This window comes from Anaeromicrobium sp., assembly GCF_025210435.1.
GTDB lineage: Bacteria > Bacillota > Clostridia > Peptostreptococcales > Thermotaleaceae > Anaeromicrobium.
The window spans coordinates 26363-43253 of the sequence record NZ_JAOART010000093.1; the positions used below are offsets into that span (position 1 = coordinate 26363).

The 16891-nt window shown below is 32.4% G+C and carries 12 protein-coding genes; 1 reads left to right on the plus strand and 11 read right to left on the minus strand.

The genetic code is table 11. From position 1 onward, the window contains the following. The 3 genes from tig to N4A57_RS11240 form a co-directional block, all read right to left on the minus strand. The gene (gene tig / locus N4A57_RS11230) at positions 1-1287 is read right to left on the minus strand and encodes a trigger factor (protein ID WP_293658092.1); all 1287 of its coding nucleotides are present in this window, start codon (positions 1285-1287) and stop codon (positions 1-3) included. 219 nt (positions 1288-1506) lie between these two features. Further along, positions 1507-3285: a sensor histidine kinase gene (locus N4A57_RS11235; RefSeq protein WP_293658093.1), complete on the minus strand. Its 1779-nt coding sequence runs from the start codon at positions 3283-3285 to the stop codon at positions 1507-1509. 18 nt (positions 3286-3303) lie between these two features. Continuing rightward, positions 3304-4410 carry an aldo/keto reductase gene (locus tag N4A57_RS11240; RefSeq protein WP_293658094.1) on the minus strand — a complete coding sequence of 369 codons (1107 nt, stop codon included), beginning with the start codon at positions 4408-4410 and terminating at the stop codon, positions 3304-3306. Between the two features lie 370 nt (positions 4411-4780). Here N4A57_RS11240 and eam point away from each other — a divergent pair, with 370 nt between their 5' ends. Beyond that, positions 4781-6034 (plus strand): glutamate 2,3-aminomutase, encoded by a 1254-nt coding sequence (gene eam / locus N4A57_RS11245; protein WP_293658095.1) that lies wholly within the window; start codon positions 4781-4783, stop codon positions 6032-6034. Between the two features lie 199 nt (positions 6035-6233). Here eam and N4A57_RS11250 read toward each other — a convergent pair whose 3' ends face one another. From N4A57_RS11250 to N4A57_RS11285, 8 genes are all read right to left on the minus strand, one after another. After that, entirely contained in the window at positions 6234-6968 is a 735-nt protein-coding gene (locus tag N4A57_RS11250; RefSeq protein ID WP_293658096.1) for a nucleoside phosphorylase, read from the minus strand. A 10-nt stretch (positions 6969-6978) separates the two neighbouring features. Next, positions 6979-8325: a dihydrolipoyl dehydrogenase family protein gene (locus N4A57_RS11255; RefSeq protein WP_293658097.1), complete on the minus strand. Its 1347-nt coding sequence runs from the start codon at positions 8323-8325 to the stop codon at positions 6979-6981. 330 nt (positions 8326-8655) lie between these two features. After that, positions 8656-9558, minus strand: a complete 903-nt coding sequence (locus N4A57_RS11260; RefSeq protein ID WP_293658098.1) for an ABC transporter permease — start codon at positions 9556-9558, stop codon at positions 8656-8658. 2 nt (positions 9559-9560) lie between these two features. Beyond that, a complete protein-coding gene (locus N4A57_RS11265) occupies positions 9561-10619 on the minus strand; it encodes an ABC transporter permease (RefSeq protein ID WP_293658099.1) in 1059 nt (352 codons plus the stop codon). Next, positions 10619-12148: an ABC transporter ATP-binding protein gene (locus N4A57_RS11270; RefSeq protein ID WP_293658100.1), complete on the minus strand. Its 1530-nt coding sequence runs from the start codon at positions 12146-12148 to the stop codon at positions 10619-10621. Before N4A57_RS11270 ends, N4A57_RS11265 begins: the two co-directional genes overlap by 1 nt. Positions 12149-12274: 126 nt before the next feature. After that, complete coding sequence (locus N4A57_RS11275) at positions 12275-13321, minus strand: BMP family lipoprotein (RefSeq protein WP_293658101.1); 1047 nt, start codon at positions 13319-13321, stop codon at positions 12275-12277. Positions 13322-13393: 72 nt separating this feature from the next. Beyond that, positions 13394-14107 carry a Crp/Fnr family transcriptional regulator gene (locus N4A57_RS11280; RefSeq protein ID WP_293658102.1) on the minus strand — a complete coding sequence of 238 codons (714 nt, stop codon included), beginning with the start codon at positions 14105-14107 and terminating at the stop codon, positions 13394-13396. A 106-nt stretch (positions 14108-14213) separates the two neighbouring features. Then, positions 14214-16490: an ATP-dependent Clp protease ATP-binding subunit gene (locus N4A57_RS11285; protein ID WP_293658103.1), complete on the minus strand. Its 2277-nt coding sequence runs from the start codon at positions 16488-16490 to the stop codon at positions 14214-14216. Positions 16491-16891: the final 401 nt, after the last annotated feature.

Sequence of the window (16891 nt, forward strand, 5' to 3'; positions counted from 1 at the left end):
TTACTCAGCTTTCTTTGCATTATCTGCTAAGAAATCAACTGCTTTTGACATTTTTAATGTGTCTTTAATATTATCTACATCAGCACCTCTTAAAGTTTCTTTAAACTTATCTAACTCCATCTTGTATTGAGTTGCATATCTTTCTAGTTCTTTTTCAAGGTCTTCTTCACTTACTTCAATCTTTTCAACCTCAGCAACTTTTTCTAATACTAATCTAGTATTAACTCTCTTTTCAGCTTCTGGTTTCATTTGATTTCTTAAGTCTTCCATAGTTGTGTTAGTATACTTTAAGTATGTCTCCATGTTTAGACCTTGGGATTGTAATTGATATGCATATTGATTTACTACATCATCTACTTCATATTCAATCATAGATGCTGGAATGTCCATTTTAGCACTTTCTACTGCCTTTTCTACTAGTGCATCTTTATATTCAGTTTCTGCTCTATTCTTTCCTGCTTCTTCTCTTTTAGCTCTAATGTCTGCTTTTAATTCTTCTAGTGTATCGAATTCACTTACATCCTTTGCAAATTCGTCATCTAATTCTGGTAATTCCTTTTCTTTTACTTCATGTATTTTAACTTCAAACTTAGCTTCTTTTCCAGCTAAATCTTCTGAATGGTATTCTGTTGGGAATATTACATTTACATCTAATTCATCTCCAACATTTTTACCTACTAATTGCTCTTCAAATCCTGGTATAAATCGTCCAGAACCGATTACTAGAGTTTGCTTTTCTGCTGTTCCACCTTCAAATTGCTCTTCTCCTGCAAATCCTTTGTAATCTATAATAACTGTATCCCCATCAGCTACTGGTCTTTCTACAGCTAATAATCTAGAATTTCTTTCTCTTAACATTTCAACTTCTTTTTCAATATCTTCGTCACTAACATTATACTCGTTTTTCTCTGCTTCTATACCTTTGTACTCACCTAATTCTACTTCTGGCTTAACTGTAACAGTTACAATTAACTCCACATCTTCACCTTTTTTAATATCCTCCACATCTAATGATGGTCTATCAACAGGCTCTAAGTTATGGTCTTTTATTGCTCCTGCATAAGCTATTGGGAAAATTTCATTTATTGCTTCTTCATAAAAGATTCCTGCTCCATAGTTATTTTCAATTACAAACTTAGGTGCTTTTCCCTTTCTAAATCCAGGAATGTTGAATTTCCCTCTCATCTTCTTGTAAGCTTTATCTACAGCTTTATTAAAATCATCTGCTGGGATGTTTAATTTTAAAGTTACTTCATTGTTTTCCTTCTTTACAAATGTTGAATTCATTTCATTTCCTCCTCTATTGTTAAATCCTTAATATTCTTTTTAATAAAACTTTTACATAGCCTTTATATTATAACATAAATTTTCTTTGTCAACTATTTTTTTCATTTATTATTATATTTTTCATATCCATTTAACCATTCTTACCATTATAATATAAGTCTATTCAAAAGGATTACTTATTATCGTATATATTAGGGGCCATATATTAACCATCCTACATTAATATATATCTGAAAATTCTATGTCCCTTCTTCCGTCCCCTTCGTGCTCTGGTATTTTTTTAGAATGTAATAAACACTCTTTACCAATAGTATATATGGGTAATTCAACAATAAAGGTAGCTCCCTTATTAACTTCGCTTTCTAAGGATATATTTCCTTTGTGTAAATCTACTAAAGATTTTACTATGTAGAGGCCTATTCCACTGCCTTCCTTTTGTCTATTGTATAAAGAATGAACTTGAGTGAATCTTTCAAATATCTTTTCCTTATGATCATCAGGTATTCCAATTCCCGTATCCCTTACTATGATTCTTATGAATTTCTCCCCATCCTCTATTTTAACTAAAATGGCATCCCTTGGCTTAGTAAACTTAACTCCATTAGATATTAGGTTTAATAAAATCCTTTCTATTTTTTCCGAGTCAATGGCCATTATTTTTTCTTCCACATCCGTATCAAATACTATTTCTTTATTCTCACTACCCACATATTCTACAGTGGATAAGGTTATATCTTCTACCACTTCTACTATATTCACATTCTTCAAATTCAGTTTCATGAATCCCGACTCTATCTTAGTAGAATCTAATAAATTATTTATGAGCCTAAGTAATCTATTTGAATTTTGCCTAAGTATTTTCGTATGTTTATATAATACCTGTTCTTCTAATGGGCCATTTCCCTTTTTTACATGTAACTCTAATAATTGAGTAGTAGAAAAAATTAAGTTCAAAGGAGTTTTCAGTTCGTGGGATATATTGGAAAAAAATTCAGTTTTTAATTTATCATATTCCCTTGTCTCTTTCAATTCCCTTGTTTTATTAGTCACATCTTCACTTAAACTTAATATGGGTTTGGCTATTATCTTTCCTATTATTATGGATATTATGCCTATAATAAGGATTCCCATTGTGGCTAAGGACAATAACCTATCCGTTTCCTTTTTAATAGGTGCATATAAGGACTCTGTAACTATCTTTGTTATGAGTTTCCAATTATTAGTTCCAGGAATTTCTATGAAATATGCCCTTGAGTGAACTTTATCAAAATTATATTCAAGTATACCCATATGAGATTCTAATACATTTTCAAATTTCATTACTATCTCTTTACTTATTCTATCAGACTCTATTTTTACATTTTCTTTTATCATGGTCATATCAGGATGAAGTAATATATGTCCTTCCTTATCTATCAAATAACTATAGGAGTCCTCATATATTATTTTAAATTCTTCCATTATCTCATTTATGTACTCTAAATCTAAACTACCTCCTATGGCCCCAATTACTTTTCCATTGCATTTTATAGGTATATACATATTAAGGGCTAAGGATTTATTTAATTTTTCAACCTTACACATATGCTTTTGCCCATTTAATAGTTTGCGATAAAAGTGTTTAGATTTTATATTTTCTTCTTTATTATGTATGTCATACTTAATTCCATCTTCATTTATCAAAAATAAATTTACAAATCTATTGGATGTATAATCTAATTTTGTCTTTAGTATATCCATGTCGTTTTTGTCTATTTTGCCATCTTCTTTTATAGGAATTGCCCATTCATTTAATAATGTTTCTTTACTATCTATCCACTTTCCAATAGCCTTAGAACAGGCCTGTACCTGTCTAAAACTGTTTTCATTTACTAAATCTAACATTATATTTCTAGTAAGGGAAGTTGATAAGTAAATTAATGTTCCCGTCAATACCATACATACGGCTATGGTAAATATCAAAGTTAGGCTTATAGACCGCTTATATTCCCTATTCATAGGTCAACCTCAATCCCCTTATTTTTCCCAACCTTCAATTTCTTTTAATCTTTTAATTATTGGTAAATGTTGAGTGCAGATTTCCTCACACTTTCCACACCTAATACAATCCTTAGCGCTTGCTTTTTTCCCCACTAATAGACCCCATTCATTAGATCCTTTTAATATTTTTTCCATCTTCTCATCATTTGCCTTAAACATTTGTTTTTCATTATATACTTGCATATAAGATGGTACTGGTATTTCCATAGGACAATCCCAGCAATATCCACAGGCAGTACAAATGGAATTTAGATTTTCTCCTAATTTATTTTTTAAACTCTCCACATGAGCTTCTTTTATTTCAGCAGAATCTCCAATTTTACAAGCCATATGAATTTGCTCTTTTGTAGTAAAACCATTTAATGTTATGGTCATTTCCTTAGACCCAATTAAAAATTCTAAAGCACTTTCTGTTGGGCTTTTGTCTCCATCACTTAAAAAAGAAAGTTTTTCTTCATTTTTAGGAATGGCACCACCGGCTAAAGGATTCATAGCCACTGTACCATATCCTCTCTCATAGGCCTCTACCACACCATCCCATCTATAGGGAAAGTTTAATATATTTACACCTAATAAAACTCCATCAAATTTGTCCTCTTTAAGTATTTCTTTTATTTCATGTCCCGGTTGATGGGATGAAAAAACTATATGATCAATCAATCCTTCTTCCTTACACTTTAATAGACCTTCATATTGTCCACCTGGTTTCATTGCCAAATGATAATGGTCCATCTTTCTTAAACACCATACATGATAAAAATCTATTTTATCCACCTTTAATCTTTCTAGAGATGTTTTTACAGCTTCTATGGCCTTCTGTGCCGTATCATATTTTGTAGGCATACCCTTTGTGGAAACATAAAATTTATCCCTATCCATCTTTTTAAAAGCTTCTCCAAATATGATCTCACTTTGGCCTTTGCAATAATCTGGAGCCGTATCGAAATAATTTATTCCCTTTTCATAGGCATACCTTACTAGATCTACATTCTCCTCTAGTGAGCGATCCATGTCAAAACGCATACCACCAAAGCCCACTACAGATACTTTCTTTCCTGTTTTCCCATATTCTACATATTGCATAATAACATTCCCACCTTTTATTTTCTCTTTTATATTTTTTTACATTCTTATTAAATTATAAGGCATATGAAAGAAATAAACTAGTCAGTTCTCTGAGGAATTTGGATTGTTTTCAAGTCATGGTAAGGGAGCATATTAAACATATGTAACGGATTCCATAAGGAGGAAAATAATCAAATATATTTTCCTTTATAGGCCCACACAAAGCCAATTTCATATGATAAATCTATAACAATTTTCCATTTACAACCTTTCCATATCATGTTATAATTTAATACATGATTTTAGTACTAGGTACTAACACCACATGTAAATTTTTACCTTTTCCATAGATTTAGAGGTTTTTGAATTTGAAAGGATTGAATATAAAATGACTAATAATAAACGACTAGTATCTCTTAAAAGGGCTGCTGAACTAAAGGGAAGAATCACAGATTATTTAGAAGCTAAAAAATACATAACTCGAGGTTTAGATATTGAAGATAAGATTGAAAAAAGAAGAAACAACATATTAAATCACTTTAAGGGCACTATGGAAGATTGGAAAAATCACAAGTGGCAATTAAAAAATAGGATTTCAGATATAGATACTTTATCTAAATTCATAAACTTAACAGAAAGAGAAATCAATGACATAAAGAGAGTTGGAGAAGAATTTAGATGGGGCCTTACTCCATACTATTTAAGTTTAATTGATCCAGACGATAAATATGACCCTGTACGATTATTATCTATCCCTACAGGAACAGAGCTTGTAGAGTCAGCGGCTAATGCAGATCCTATGGGAGAAGAAACTACTAACCCTGCTGGTTCTATTACTAGAAGATATCCAGATAGATTAATAATAAACGTAACTAACCAATGTGCCATGTATTGTAGACATTGCCAAAGAAGAAGAAATATTGGTGGAGTAGATGAGCATAGATCTAGGGAAGTAATTCAAGAATCTATAGATTACATTAAAGAAAATCCTGAAATTAGAGATGTACTAATAACTGGTGGAGATTCACTATGTCTTACAGATGAAACCATAGAATGGATTTTAAAATCCTTAAGGGAAATAGACCATGTGGAAGTTATCCGTTTAGGTTCTAGAACACCTGTAACTATGCCACAAAGAATTACAGATAATCTAGTTAACATGATTAAAAAATATCATCCAGTATTCTTAAACACACACTTTAATCATCCACAAGAAATCACTGCTGAATCTAAAGAGGCATGTGCAAAATTAGCAAATGCTGGTATTCCCCTAGGAAACCAAGCAGTACTTTTAAATGGAATCAACAACGATAAATTTGTAATGAGAACTATGAATCAAGAACTTATAAAAATAAGAGTACGCCCATATTACATATTCCATGCAAAACACGTTATAGGAACTACTCACTTTAATACATCTATTGATGATGGTTTAGAAATTATGGAATACTTAAGAGGATATACATCAGGTATTGCCATTCCAAACTATATTGTAAATGCACCAAATGGAAATGGTAAAACTCCACTTCTTCCTCAATACCTAATTTCAAGAGGAAAAGACTATGCCACAATTAGAACTTGGGAAGGAAAAGTATTTGAATACCCAAATCATCCAACTCAAGATATTAGAGAATTAATATAGGATAAGGCATATTTAAAAAATAAATTAGTCATTTCACTGGTTATTTGAATTATTTTCTTCGTTATGGAGTCCTTTACATATGTTTAATATGCTCACTCTCCATGCCTTGAAAATAATCCAAATCCCTCAGAGAACTGACTAGTTTATTTTTTTCATATGCCTAAAAAGCCTTTGGATTAGTCCAAAGGCTTTTTTTGTATTATTTTTTATTCAACTCATATAGGGATTCTAATGCTAAAATTATTTCTCTTCTTTCTCCTTCTTCAGCCATCTTGCCATTGTCCACATAATCATTAATGCCATCTCTTACATCACTTTCATAAACTACCACATTATTTAGTATGGACCCTACTTTAACATTTCTAAGTCTACCTAGTGTCATTACAGTGGCCGTCTCCATATCTGCTCCTAAAATTCCCCTTTTATTCCAATATCTAACCACATCATCTTCATTATCTATATAAAAGGAGTCATGACTTCTAACTAATCCTGTATAATAGGTATATTCTAACTCTTCTGCTTTTTTCTTCAATACTTCTAATACTTCTGAGTTTGCCACAGCAGGGTAATTTTCACTTATATACATTCTAGACGCTCCATCTTCCCTAACGGCTCCCTCTGCTACGATTAAATCACCTATTTTTATGTGTTCCTGATAGGCTCCTAGGCTTCCTATTCTTATAAAACACTGAGCTCCACATGCTACTAGTTCTTCTAAGGCTATACAGGCTGAGGCTCCTCCTATACCCGTAGAGGTCACTGTCACATCCATGCCCTTATATTTTCCCTTTATAGTCTTAAACTCCCTATTATAAGCAATTTCTGTATACTCATCTAAATACTTTGCCACCCTGTCAACCCTAGCCGGGTCTCCTGGTAATATTACCATTTTTGAAATATCCTCTTTAGTACATTGAATATGTGGTTGTTTCATAGCTGCCTCCTTAAAATTTTATTGCCGTATCTAAAATTGCCTCTCCTAGGGTTGGATGTATAAAAAGTTTTTTCTTTATATAATCTATACTAACACCTTCATCTATCCATAATCCAATCTGACCTATTAAATCTGAGGCATTCTCGCTACTAATCCATATGCCTATTACCTTTTCATTTTCATCAATTATGATCTTTAAAAAACCATCTTTTATATCCTTTGAAAATCCCCTAAAGGTATCTTTAAAATAAGTCTTTTCTACTCTATAATTTATATTTTTATCCATTAATTCATTTTCTTCATATCCTGCTCCAGCTATTTCATATATAGTGTAAATAGATCTAGGTAAGGAAGTATATTCTTTAACTGGGTTCACATTATTCTCTAAATAATCAGCTAATTCTATACCTTGGTTTATGGCCACATGGGCCATACCTAATGTGCCATTTACATCCCCAATGGCATATATATTTTCCACATTTGTCTTAAAGTTCTCATCTACAGGTATGTGATTTTCATCATATTTAAGACCTATATTATTTAGACCCTTTGGAATATTCGCACTTCTTAGCCCCGTAATTAATACTTTATCTGCTATTATTTCTTCATCTGCTATTATTTCTTCTTTTCCTAATACTATTTTAACCTCATCTTCATATTTTTCTATTTTTTCTGCTCTCTCGCCAAGTATGAAAGTAACCTTATTTTCTTTTAGATAATTAATGGAAAGCTCTTTTAAATCTTCATCATTTCCCTTTAATATGTGCCTATCCATATCCACTACAGTGACTTTAACTCCCAGTGACGAGAACATAGAAGCAAATTCTATCCCCTCCACATTGGCACCTATTATGCAAATAGACTGGGGTAATTTATCAAACTCTATGGCTCCCATATGGCTTATAATAAATTCTTCATCTAGCTCATGTTCACCTAATCCTTTAGGACTTGTTCCTGTGGCCAATATGGCCCTTTTAAAGTTTATTCTTTCATTATCTATCTCTATAGTCTCTTCATCTATAAACTCACACTCACCATAGTATATGTCCACATTAAGTCTTTTAAGCTCCTCTTCCATTATAGATTCCACATTACCTAACTTGCCCTTAACACTTTCATATAATCTTTCAGAACTAAAATTCCCCTCTAAAATATGAGAATCCATAAGTCCCTTAGCCCTATTAACGCTTCTTATTGTATCCAAATATTTTTTTACAGGAAGACATCCAGTCCTAAGACCAACTCCTCCTAGCTTATATTTTTCTATCAATGCAATAGATTTACCACTCTTAGCAAATTCCTTCAAAAAATAATACCCTGCTGGCCCTGCTCCTAATACTACCACATCATATTTCATCTTCTGTCCCTTCTCCCTCTTGTTAAGTATTTTAGCGGCAGGTAGCAGATGACTTCCCCGTTACCAACCGCTTATAGATTTTGTAACACTAGGCTTTTTTTATACAGTAACTTGCCTACAAGGGAAAATAGGTTGAGAATTTTTGAAACCCGGGAACGTCACAACAGCATATGCTACTCTAACATGAGTCATGAACCTATCTACGAAGATTCACACTTTCGCTTGTGACAGAGACTTCAATGGAAAAAATTTTCAATCTATTTTCCTGAAGTAGGCTCACATAAAGCATGTTTATAAATACGAAATCTATACACACTCTTTATCTATCCCCTATACTGCCTTCTTACCTAACTTTCTCTTTGCAACTATAAATAGTGCAAATACAGTAGCTAAATAAGGTATCATCTGAGTAAACTGTGAAGGTATACCTACACCTTGTAGTCTTATACCTAGAGCATCAAAGAATCCAAATAATAAAGCTGCTCCAAAGGTCTTTATAGGATTAGATCCTCCAAATATGATTGCCGCTAGGGATATGAAACCCTTACCTGCACTCATATTTTCAGTAAATAGTGTTAAATATCCTAAGGATAAATGGGCTCCTGCTAAACCACAAAACACTCCACAAAGTAGTGAACTTATATACTTCATCTTCTTAGGACTAATTCCTACCGTCTCTAGGGACTCTGGATGTTCTCCCGCTGCCCTTATCCAATATCCGTATGGTGTCTTGTAAAGGAATATATATACTAAAATAACTAATATCCAACTTATATAAACGAACAATGAGTGATTATTAAATATAGTATCTAAAAATCCAATTTTATCTATTAAAGGAAAACTAACATCGGGTAAGGGTACTATATCTGGCGATGAAAAAGCTCCCTTAACCCCAAATATACTCCTTAATAAAAATACAGTAAGTCCCCCTGCAAATATGTTAATTGCTATACCTATAATAAATTCATCCGACTCTAATTCTATAGTAAATACTCCAAATAAAAGTCCTATTAACAATCCTGAAACTACAGCTAATAATACTCCCATTAAAGCACTATGGAAAAAGTAACTTCCTAGTACTCCAAAGAATGCTCCTATTAGAATCATTCCCTCCATACCAATGTTTAATATGCCTGCATGCATAGTTAAAAGTCCTCCAAGGGCTGCCAGTATAAGAGGAGTAGCAGTTCTAATAGTATTTTGAAGTAGGGTTAGATTAAATACGTCCTGCATAATTATTTCACCAACTTTCCTTTGTTTAATTTCCTTTTCTTAATGATCTTTTTAAATCCATTTTCTCCTGCTATGAATAATATTATTATGGATTGAATAACTAATATAAGTTCTGATGGTATTCCCGTTGCTATTTCCATTGAATTTGATCCAGTCTTTAACATGGCAAAGAATATGGACATAAGTACAATACCTACTGGATTATTTCTAACGATTAAAGCTATTAACATTCCATCAAAGGCGTATCCCTTAGATATGTTTTGTAAAAATCTATAGTGAACTCCATATACTTCAAAGGCTCCTGCTATACCACAAAGGGCACCTGATATGATCATAGCCCTTATCATATATTTTTTATTATTAACTCCTGCATATTTGGCAAATATACCATTTTCTCCAACCATTTTAAAGTTGTATCCAAAGGAAGTCTTCTTAATTAAATAATACATAAATATGGCTATTAATGCCGTATAAAAAATACTTGTGTTTAATTTAGATAATCTAACTAATTTAGTAAATTTAAAGGCCTCACTAATCATGTCCGTTCCACCCATTTTACCTTGAGATGCTGCAAAGGGATAGTTAACTAAATAGTTCGTAAAAAGTATTGCCACACTATTTAACATAATAGTTGTAATAACTTCATCTATATTATATTTTACTTTTAAAACCCCTGGAAAATATGCATATAATCCACCTACTAATGCAGATGCCATTATGGCTAATATTATGACCACAAACACAGGTAGACCAGTAAAAGTAAACCCTACATAAGCTGCTGCAAAAGCTCCTAAATATAATTGTCCTTCTCCACCTATATTAAATATTCCACTCATAAAGGATATGGCTGTGGCTAATCCTGTTAATATAAGGGGTACTGTCTTTGCAAAGGTAGTTGCTATTTTATATTTAGAACCAAAGGCTCCTACTACCAAGGCACCATATCCTACTATTGGATTTTGTCCATTAAATACCATTATAATAGCACCTATGAATAGGGCTGCAAATATAGACAGAAATAGAGAAGTTAAGTATTCCATATTCTCTTTTATCTTAAACATTACTCTCGCTCCTTTCTATTTCCAGTCATATAATATCCTATCTCATTCTTACTGATTTCACCATTTTTAAATTCACCAGTAATCTCACCTTCATAAAGGGTAATAATCCTATCTGATAACCTAAATATTTCATCGAGTTCTGCTGAAACTAATAAGATGGCACAACCTTCATTACGCTTCTTTATAATCTGGTCATGGATAAATTCAATTGCTCCTATATCTACACCCCTTGTAGGTTGTGATATCAATAGGACCTTTGTATCAAAGGAAAACTCCCTTGCAATTACTACCTTTTGCATATTTCCTCCAGATAGGGAACCTACCTTTACCTCTTCTGATGCAGTTCTCACATCAAATTTTCTTATTAGATTCTTAGCATATTCTGTTATTTTCTCTCTCTTTAAATGAATACCATTTTTACTAAATTCTTCACTATGTTGTTTTCCCATAAGTATATTCTCTGTTATGGATGCTTCCTTACTCAAACCTGTAACAAGTCTATCCTCTGGTATATGAGCCACTCCTAAATCCCTGATTTCCTTTGGGTTTAAAGTGGTAGATTCAGTATTATTGATAATAACTTTTCCTGATTCTATCTTTCTCATACCTCCTATGGCCTCTATTAACTCACTTTGACCATTTCCCTCAATACCTGCTATTCCAAGGATTTCTCCAGCTTTTACATTAAGACTTATTTTGTTTAATGCATCAAATCCCCTGTTATCCTTTGATACTAAGTCTTTGACCTCTATTAGGGTTTCTCCATCGGTTTTAGGTCTTTCTATATCACCAAGTAAAACTTCTCTTCCTACCATCATTTCAGCTAATATTCTCTCATTTACATCTGCTGTATTTACTACACCTTCTAGCTTTCCCTGTCTCATAACTCCAACCCTATCTGATATGGCCAATACTTCATTTAATTTATGGGTTATTATTATAACAGTTTTATCCAGTTCATTTACTAATTTTTTAATTACTTTAAATAACTCTTCCGTTTCTTGAGGTGTTAAAACGGCCGTTGGTTCATCTAATATTAGAATATCTGCACCCTTATATAAGGTCTTTAATATTTCAACCCTTTGCTGAATACCTACAGATACATCTTCTATTTTCATATTAGGATCCACTTCAAGGCCATAGGTCTTGCTCAAATCTTTCACTATTTCTACACTCTTTTTCTTATCTACAAATAGGTTGTTATTTTTAGGTTCACATCCTAAAACAATATTCTCAGCAATGGTAAATGAAGGCACTAACATGAAATGCTGGTGAACCATGCCAACACCCCTCTTAATGGCCTCACCTGGAGAAAAATGCTCCACCTTCTCTCCCTTTATATGAACTTCACCACTAGTTGGGCCATGCAATCCATACATGGTCTTCATTAAAGTAGATTTCCCGGCTCCATTTTCCCCTACTATGGCATATATCTCACCCTTATTTATATGAAGGCTTATATTATCATTTGCTAAAACTCCCGGAAACTGTTTAGATACATTCTTAAGTTCTATTATCCTTTCAGCCATTTTCTTCCTTCTTCCTTTCTGTAGTTTAGAGTTTAGGGTTTAAATAAAATATCTCTTAACTCTTAATCCGTTCTTAAATCTATATTACTTAAAAAATGAAGAAGCTTTATGCTTCTTCATTTTAATTTATTTAGCTTCTGGAACAGTGATTTCTCCACTCTTGATCTTTTCTTTTAATTCTTCAACTTTTTTCATAGCATCTTCACTAACGATCTTCTTCATATCTTCTGTTCCAAAGGATACGTCAACGCCCTTTTCCTTGATTCCATACTTATATACAGTTCCAGCTTTGAATTCACCCTTTTGGATTCTTTCAATAGATTCATATATGGATATTCCAACACCCTTAGTCATACTAGCCATGATGTTATCAGGGTTAATATATCTTTGATCTGAATCTACACCTATAGCATATTGATTAGAATCTTTAGCTGCTTCAAAAACACCTTCTCCAGTTTTTCCAGCAACTTGGAATACAACATCCACATCCTTAGCATATAAAGCTAATGCACTTTCTTTTCCCTTTGCAGGATCTTCAAAGTCTCCAGCAAAAATAGTTTCTACTACCACATCTGGATTTACATATTTAGCCCCTGCTTCATATCCAACTTGAAAGTTTCTTATAACTGGAATATCCATTCCACCTACCATACCAATCTTAGTTGCTTCGTTTATTCCAGCAACAGAAGTATCAGTAGTCATCATAGCAGCCATTGCTCCTGCTAAGAAAGAACCTTCATTTTCCATGTAGTCAATACAAGTAATATTATCTATACCTTCAATTACATTATCTATATAGATATAGTTTTTCTCTGGGAATTCCTTAGCTACCTCTTGAATAACATCATAAAACTCAAAACCAACAACTACTACCACATCACTAATTTGAGATGCTTGAACTAATTGGTCACTGTATAATGCTGGGTCACTTTTACACTCAAGTACAGTTCCATTTACACCTAACTTGTCCTTAGCCATAGTTAAACCTTCATTACTTGAATCATAGAAAGATCTATCTCCTAATCCTCCAGCAACTACTAAAGATACATTTAAAGCATCAGCTTTAGTTTCTTCCTTTGCAGGTGCTTCCTCTGCTGGTTTAGAACCACAACCTACAAATGCCATTGATACGATTAGTATCAAACTTAAAATTGTAATTAGCTTCTTTTTCACCTTTTATGCCTCCTGTGCTTTATTTTTAAGCTTAGACTTAAAGTTTTTAATTCCTTAACTCTAAACCTATTTTTACATGAATCTTTCCTTTTCTCTTTCTTCTTCTAATCCCTTTAAATCTATTATTTTTATATAGTTAGATTCAAAATCAATTAGGCTTTTATCATATAATTCTTTTAGTATTCTATTTATACTCCTAGTGGTCACTACAAACCTTTCACTTAAATACTTTTTACTCAAAAATATTTTATAGTGCTTATAATAGTCAGGATTTTTTTTACAATCTATTAAATAGTCACATATTCTAAACTTCAGTGAATATAAAGTGTCATAACTTGCCTTTTCTGATAAAGTATAACTAGAATCACATAGGGTCTTCATAAGATAATAAAGTATATTCATATCACTCCTTGTCCACTTTAAAAATATATCTTTACTAATTCTTATAATTTCCGTACCTGTCATAGTTTCTACTCCACATATGAAAGGTTTATTTGTAAATAATTCCAATTCACCTATATAATAACCCTTTCCATATACGGACTGAGAATAGGTTTTCCCCTTTTCCGACGTATGATATATATTTACAAACCCACTTAATATTACATAAAAATATTTACATTCATATCCGTATTCACAAAGGATTTCTCCTGGTCTATACTTTATGTATTCCCAACTTTTCTTAAAGATCTCTTCTGAATTTAAAATAATCCTAAAAATTTCCAAATCCTCATTTAATAATTTTTCTATACTCATATCCCTTATCCTAATTATATTTATTTTCATTATAACACTTAAGGACATATGTCCCTAATTTTGAAAGATATTGTCGAACTATGCAAGAATAGGGACGGTTAATCTACAATCCATAACCGTCCCCTTTCATAACTTCCTATTCTAAGGCTATTTTATTGTCCTCATTTAATTTTACTTTTATAGTAGCTCCTTCTTTTAATCTATTTTGTAAATAAAAGTCTGCTATTTCATTTTCTATATAACTTTGAATAGTACGTCTTAAAGGTCTTGCTCCATATTTTTTATCATAACCCTTTTCTAATATGAATTCTTTCACCTTATCTTCCACTTCTATGATAACTCCAGCCTCACGAGCCTCTTCTTTTACTTCTTCTAACATTAAATCTACTATTTTTCTTAACTCATCCTTCTCTAGATGGGTAAATACTATGGTTTCATCTACCCTATTTAAAAACTCTGGTCTAAATATCCTCTTTAAAGCATCCCTAACCTTATTTTCAAGGCCAGCATAATCTTCTTTACCAAACCCAATAGTATTAGATTTTATACTAGTTCCCGCATTAGAAGTCATTATAATAACAGTATTTTCAAAGAATACAGTCCTACCTTGAGAATCAGTAAGTCTTCCATCTTCTAATATCTGAAGCAACATATTAAATACATCTGGATGGGCCTTTTCTATTTCATCCATTAATATTACAGAATAAGGTTTCCTTCTAACCTTTTCTGTCAATTGTCCTCCCTGATCATATCCCACATATCCTGGAGGTGCTCCTATTAATTTAGATACGGTATGCTTTTCCATGTATTCAGACATATCCACTCTTATTAAAGCTTCCTCTGTTCCAAATAACTCACAAGCTAGTGCCTTTACTAGTTCTGTCTTACCCACTCCCGTTGGTCCTACAAATATGAAGGATGCGGGTTTTTTCTTCTTTCTAAATCCAGAACGATTACGCCTTATGGTCTTTGATATACTTTCTATGGCTTCATTTTGACCTATTACCCTTTTATGGAGGCTCTTTTCTAGGCTAAGTAACTTATGAGCTTCTTCTTCTGTAATCTTCTGAACTGGAATTTTGGTCCAAGATTCTATTACAAATGCCACATCTTCAGGAGTTATATCCACATCTAAGGAAGATCCCTTTATTTCTTTTATTTTCTCTTCTATTCTACACTCTTCAACCTTAAGTTTAGCTGCCTCTTCATACCTATTGGCATTAGATAAAGATTCCATTTCTTCCATTAATTTGTCATATTCTTCTTCTAAAGCCTTTAATTCTACTAGTCCTTGGTTTTTAAGATTAGCACGAGAACCAGCTTCATCAATTATATCTATTGCCTTATCAGGTAAATATCTATCTGTAATATATCTTTCTGATAATTTTACAGCAGCCTCTATTACTTCATGGGATATTTTCACCCTATGATACTCTTCATAGTACTCCTTAATTCCCTCAAGTATTTCTATAGACTCCTCTATACTAGGTTCATCTACCAGAACTGGTTGGAATCTTCTTTCTAAGGCAGCATCCTTTTCTATATGCTTCCTATACTCTTCTAAAGTTGTAGCACCAATTATCTGAATTTCTCCACGAGCTAAAGCTGGTTTTAATATGTTAGCCGCATTCATAACTCCACCATGAACTTCTCCAGCTCCCATAATGTTATGAACTTCATCTATAACAAGTATTATATTTCCATTATCCCTAGCTTCATTTATAATATTTTTCATTCTACCTTCAAATTGGCCTCTAAATTGAGTCCCAGCCACTACAGCTGTTAAATCTAGTAGATACACTTCTGCATCATATAATTTAGCAGGTACTTGTCTCTCATGAATCCTAAGGGCTAATCCTTCTGCTATGGCCGTTTTACCTACTCCTGGCTCTCCTATTAGGCATGGGTTATTTTTACTTCTTCTATTTAGAATTTGTACTACCCTGTCAATTTCCCTATTTCTGCCTATAATTCTGTCTATTTTATTATCCTTAGCTTTTTCTGTTAAATTGGTTCCATATTTTTCTAAATGTTTTCTCTTTTTTTTCTTCCAATCTTTATATTTTCTACTGTTACCTTCTTTATTAGGACTTTTTTTAGTTTCATCTATTTCTATTTCTTCACCACTATCTACAGGATCATCGTCTTTAGACCCACCAAACAATTCTGACATGATAGACTTTTCATCAAAATCTTCCATATCCATGCCCTTAAACATTCCAAGCATTTGCTCGTTTAAGTTTTCCACGTCTTCTGGCGACATACCCGTTTGTTCCATTAATTGTTCGATTACAGGTATACCCATTTTTTTAGCACATTCTATACAAAGTCCTTGAAGTTCAGTTTTACCGCCTTCCATTTTTGATGTAAATACTACGGCAATGTTTTTATTACAAGCAGAACATAACTTCATTTCCATCATCTCCATGTATAATTAAAATTAGTTTATTATTTTTCATTATTATTACAGTATATCATATTTAATACATATGAATAAGTTTATAATATTAATTTTTTATTAATTTTATAGTTTAAAAAATATTCCTATAATTATTTTATCACACTCTATTTTCTAAATATATTATATGTTTCCATGAACATACAATGATAATAGTTTATCTTTTTTTAAGGTTTTCTATTATAGATTTCGTAACACTAAGATTTCTTTATACGGTAACTTGCCTATAAGGGAAAATATATTGAAAATCTTTGGAACCCTGGAACGTCACAACATCCTATGCTACTCCAACATGACTCATGAACCTATCTACGAAGATTCACACTTTCGCTTGTGACAAGGACTTGGGTGGAAAA

Coding starts and splice junctions, on each gene's coding strand:
- tig (WP_293658092.1), bottom strand. CDS start 1,287: ATGAATTCAACATTTGTAAAGAAGGAAAACAATGAAGTAACTTTAAAA.
- N4A57_RS11235 (WP_293658093.1), bottom strand. CDS start 3,285: ATGAATAGGGAATATAAGCGGTCTATAAGCCTAACTTTGATATTTACC.
- N4A57_RS11240 (WP_293658094.1), bottom strand. CDS start 4,410: ATGCAATATGTAGAATATGGGAAAACAGGAAAGAAAGTATCTGTAGTG.
- eam (WP_293658095.1), top strand. CDS start 4,781: ATGACTAATAATAAACGACTAGTATCTCTTAAAAGGGCTGCTGAACTA.
- N4A57_RS11250 (WP_293658096.1), bottom strand. CDS start 6,968: ATGAAACAACCACATATTCAATGTACTAAAGAGGATATTTCAAAAATG.
- N4A57_RS11255 (WP_293658097.1), bottom strand. CDS start 8,325: ATGAAATATGATGTGGTAGTATTAGGAGCAGGGCCAGCAGGGTATTAT.
- N4A57_RS11260 (WP_293658098.1), bottom strand. CDS start 9,558: ATGCAGGACGTATTTAATCTAACCCTACTTCAAAATACTATTAGAACT.
- N4A57_RS11265 (WP_293658099.1), bottom strand. CDS start 10,619: ATGTTTAAGATAAAAGAGAATATGGAATACTTAACTTCTCTATTTCTG.
- N4A57_RS11270 (WP_293658100.1), bottom strand. CDS start 12,148: ATGGCTGAAAGGATAATAGAACTTAAGAATGTATCTAAACAGTTTCCG.
- N4A57_RS11280 (WP_293658102.1), bottom strand. CDS start 14,107: ATGAAAATAAATATAATTAGGATAAGGGATATGAGTATAGAAAAATTA.
- N4A57_RS11285 (WP_293658103.1), bottom strand. CDS start 16,490: ATGAAGTTATGTTCTGCTTGTAATAAAAACATTGCCGTAGTATTTACA.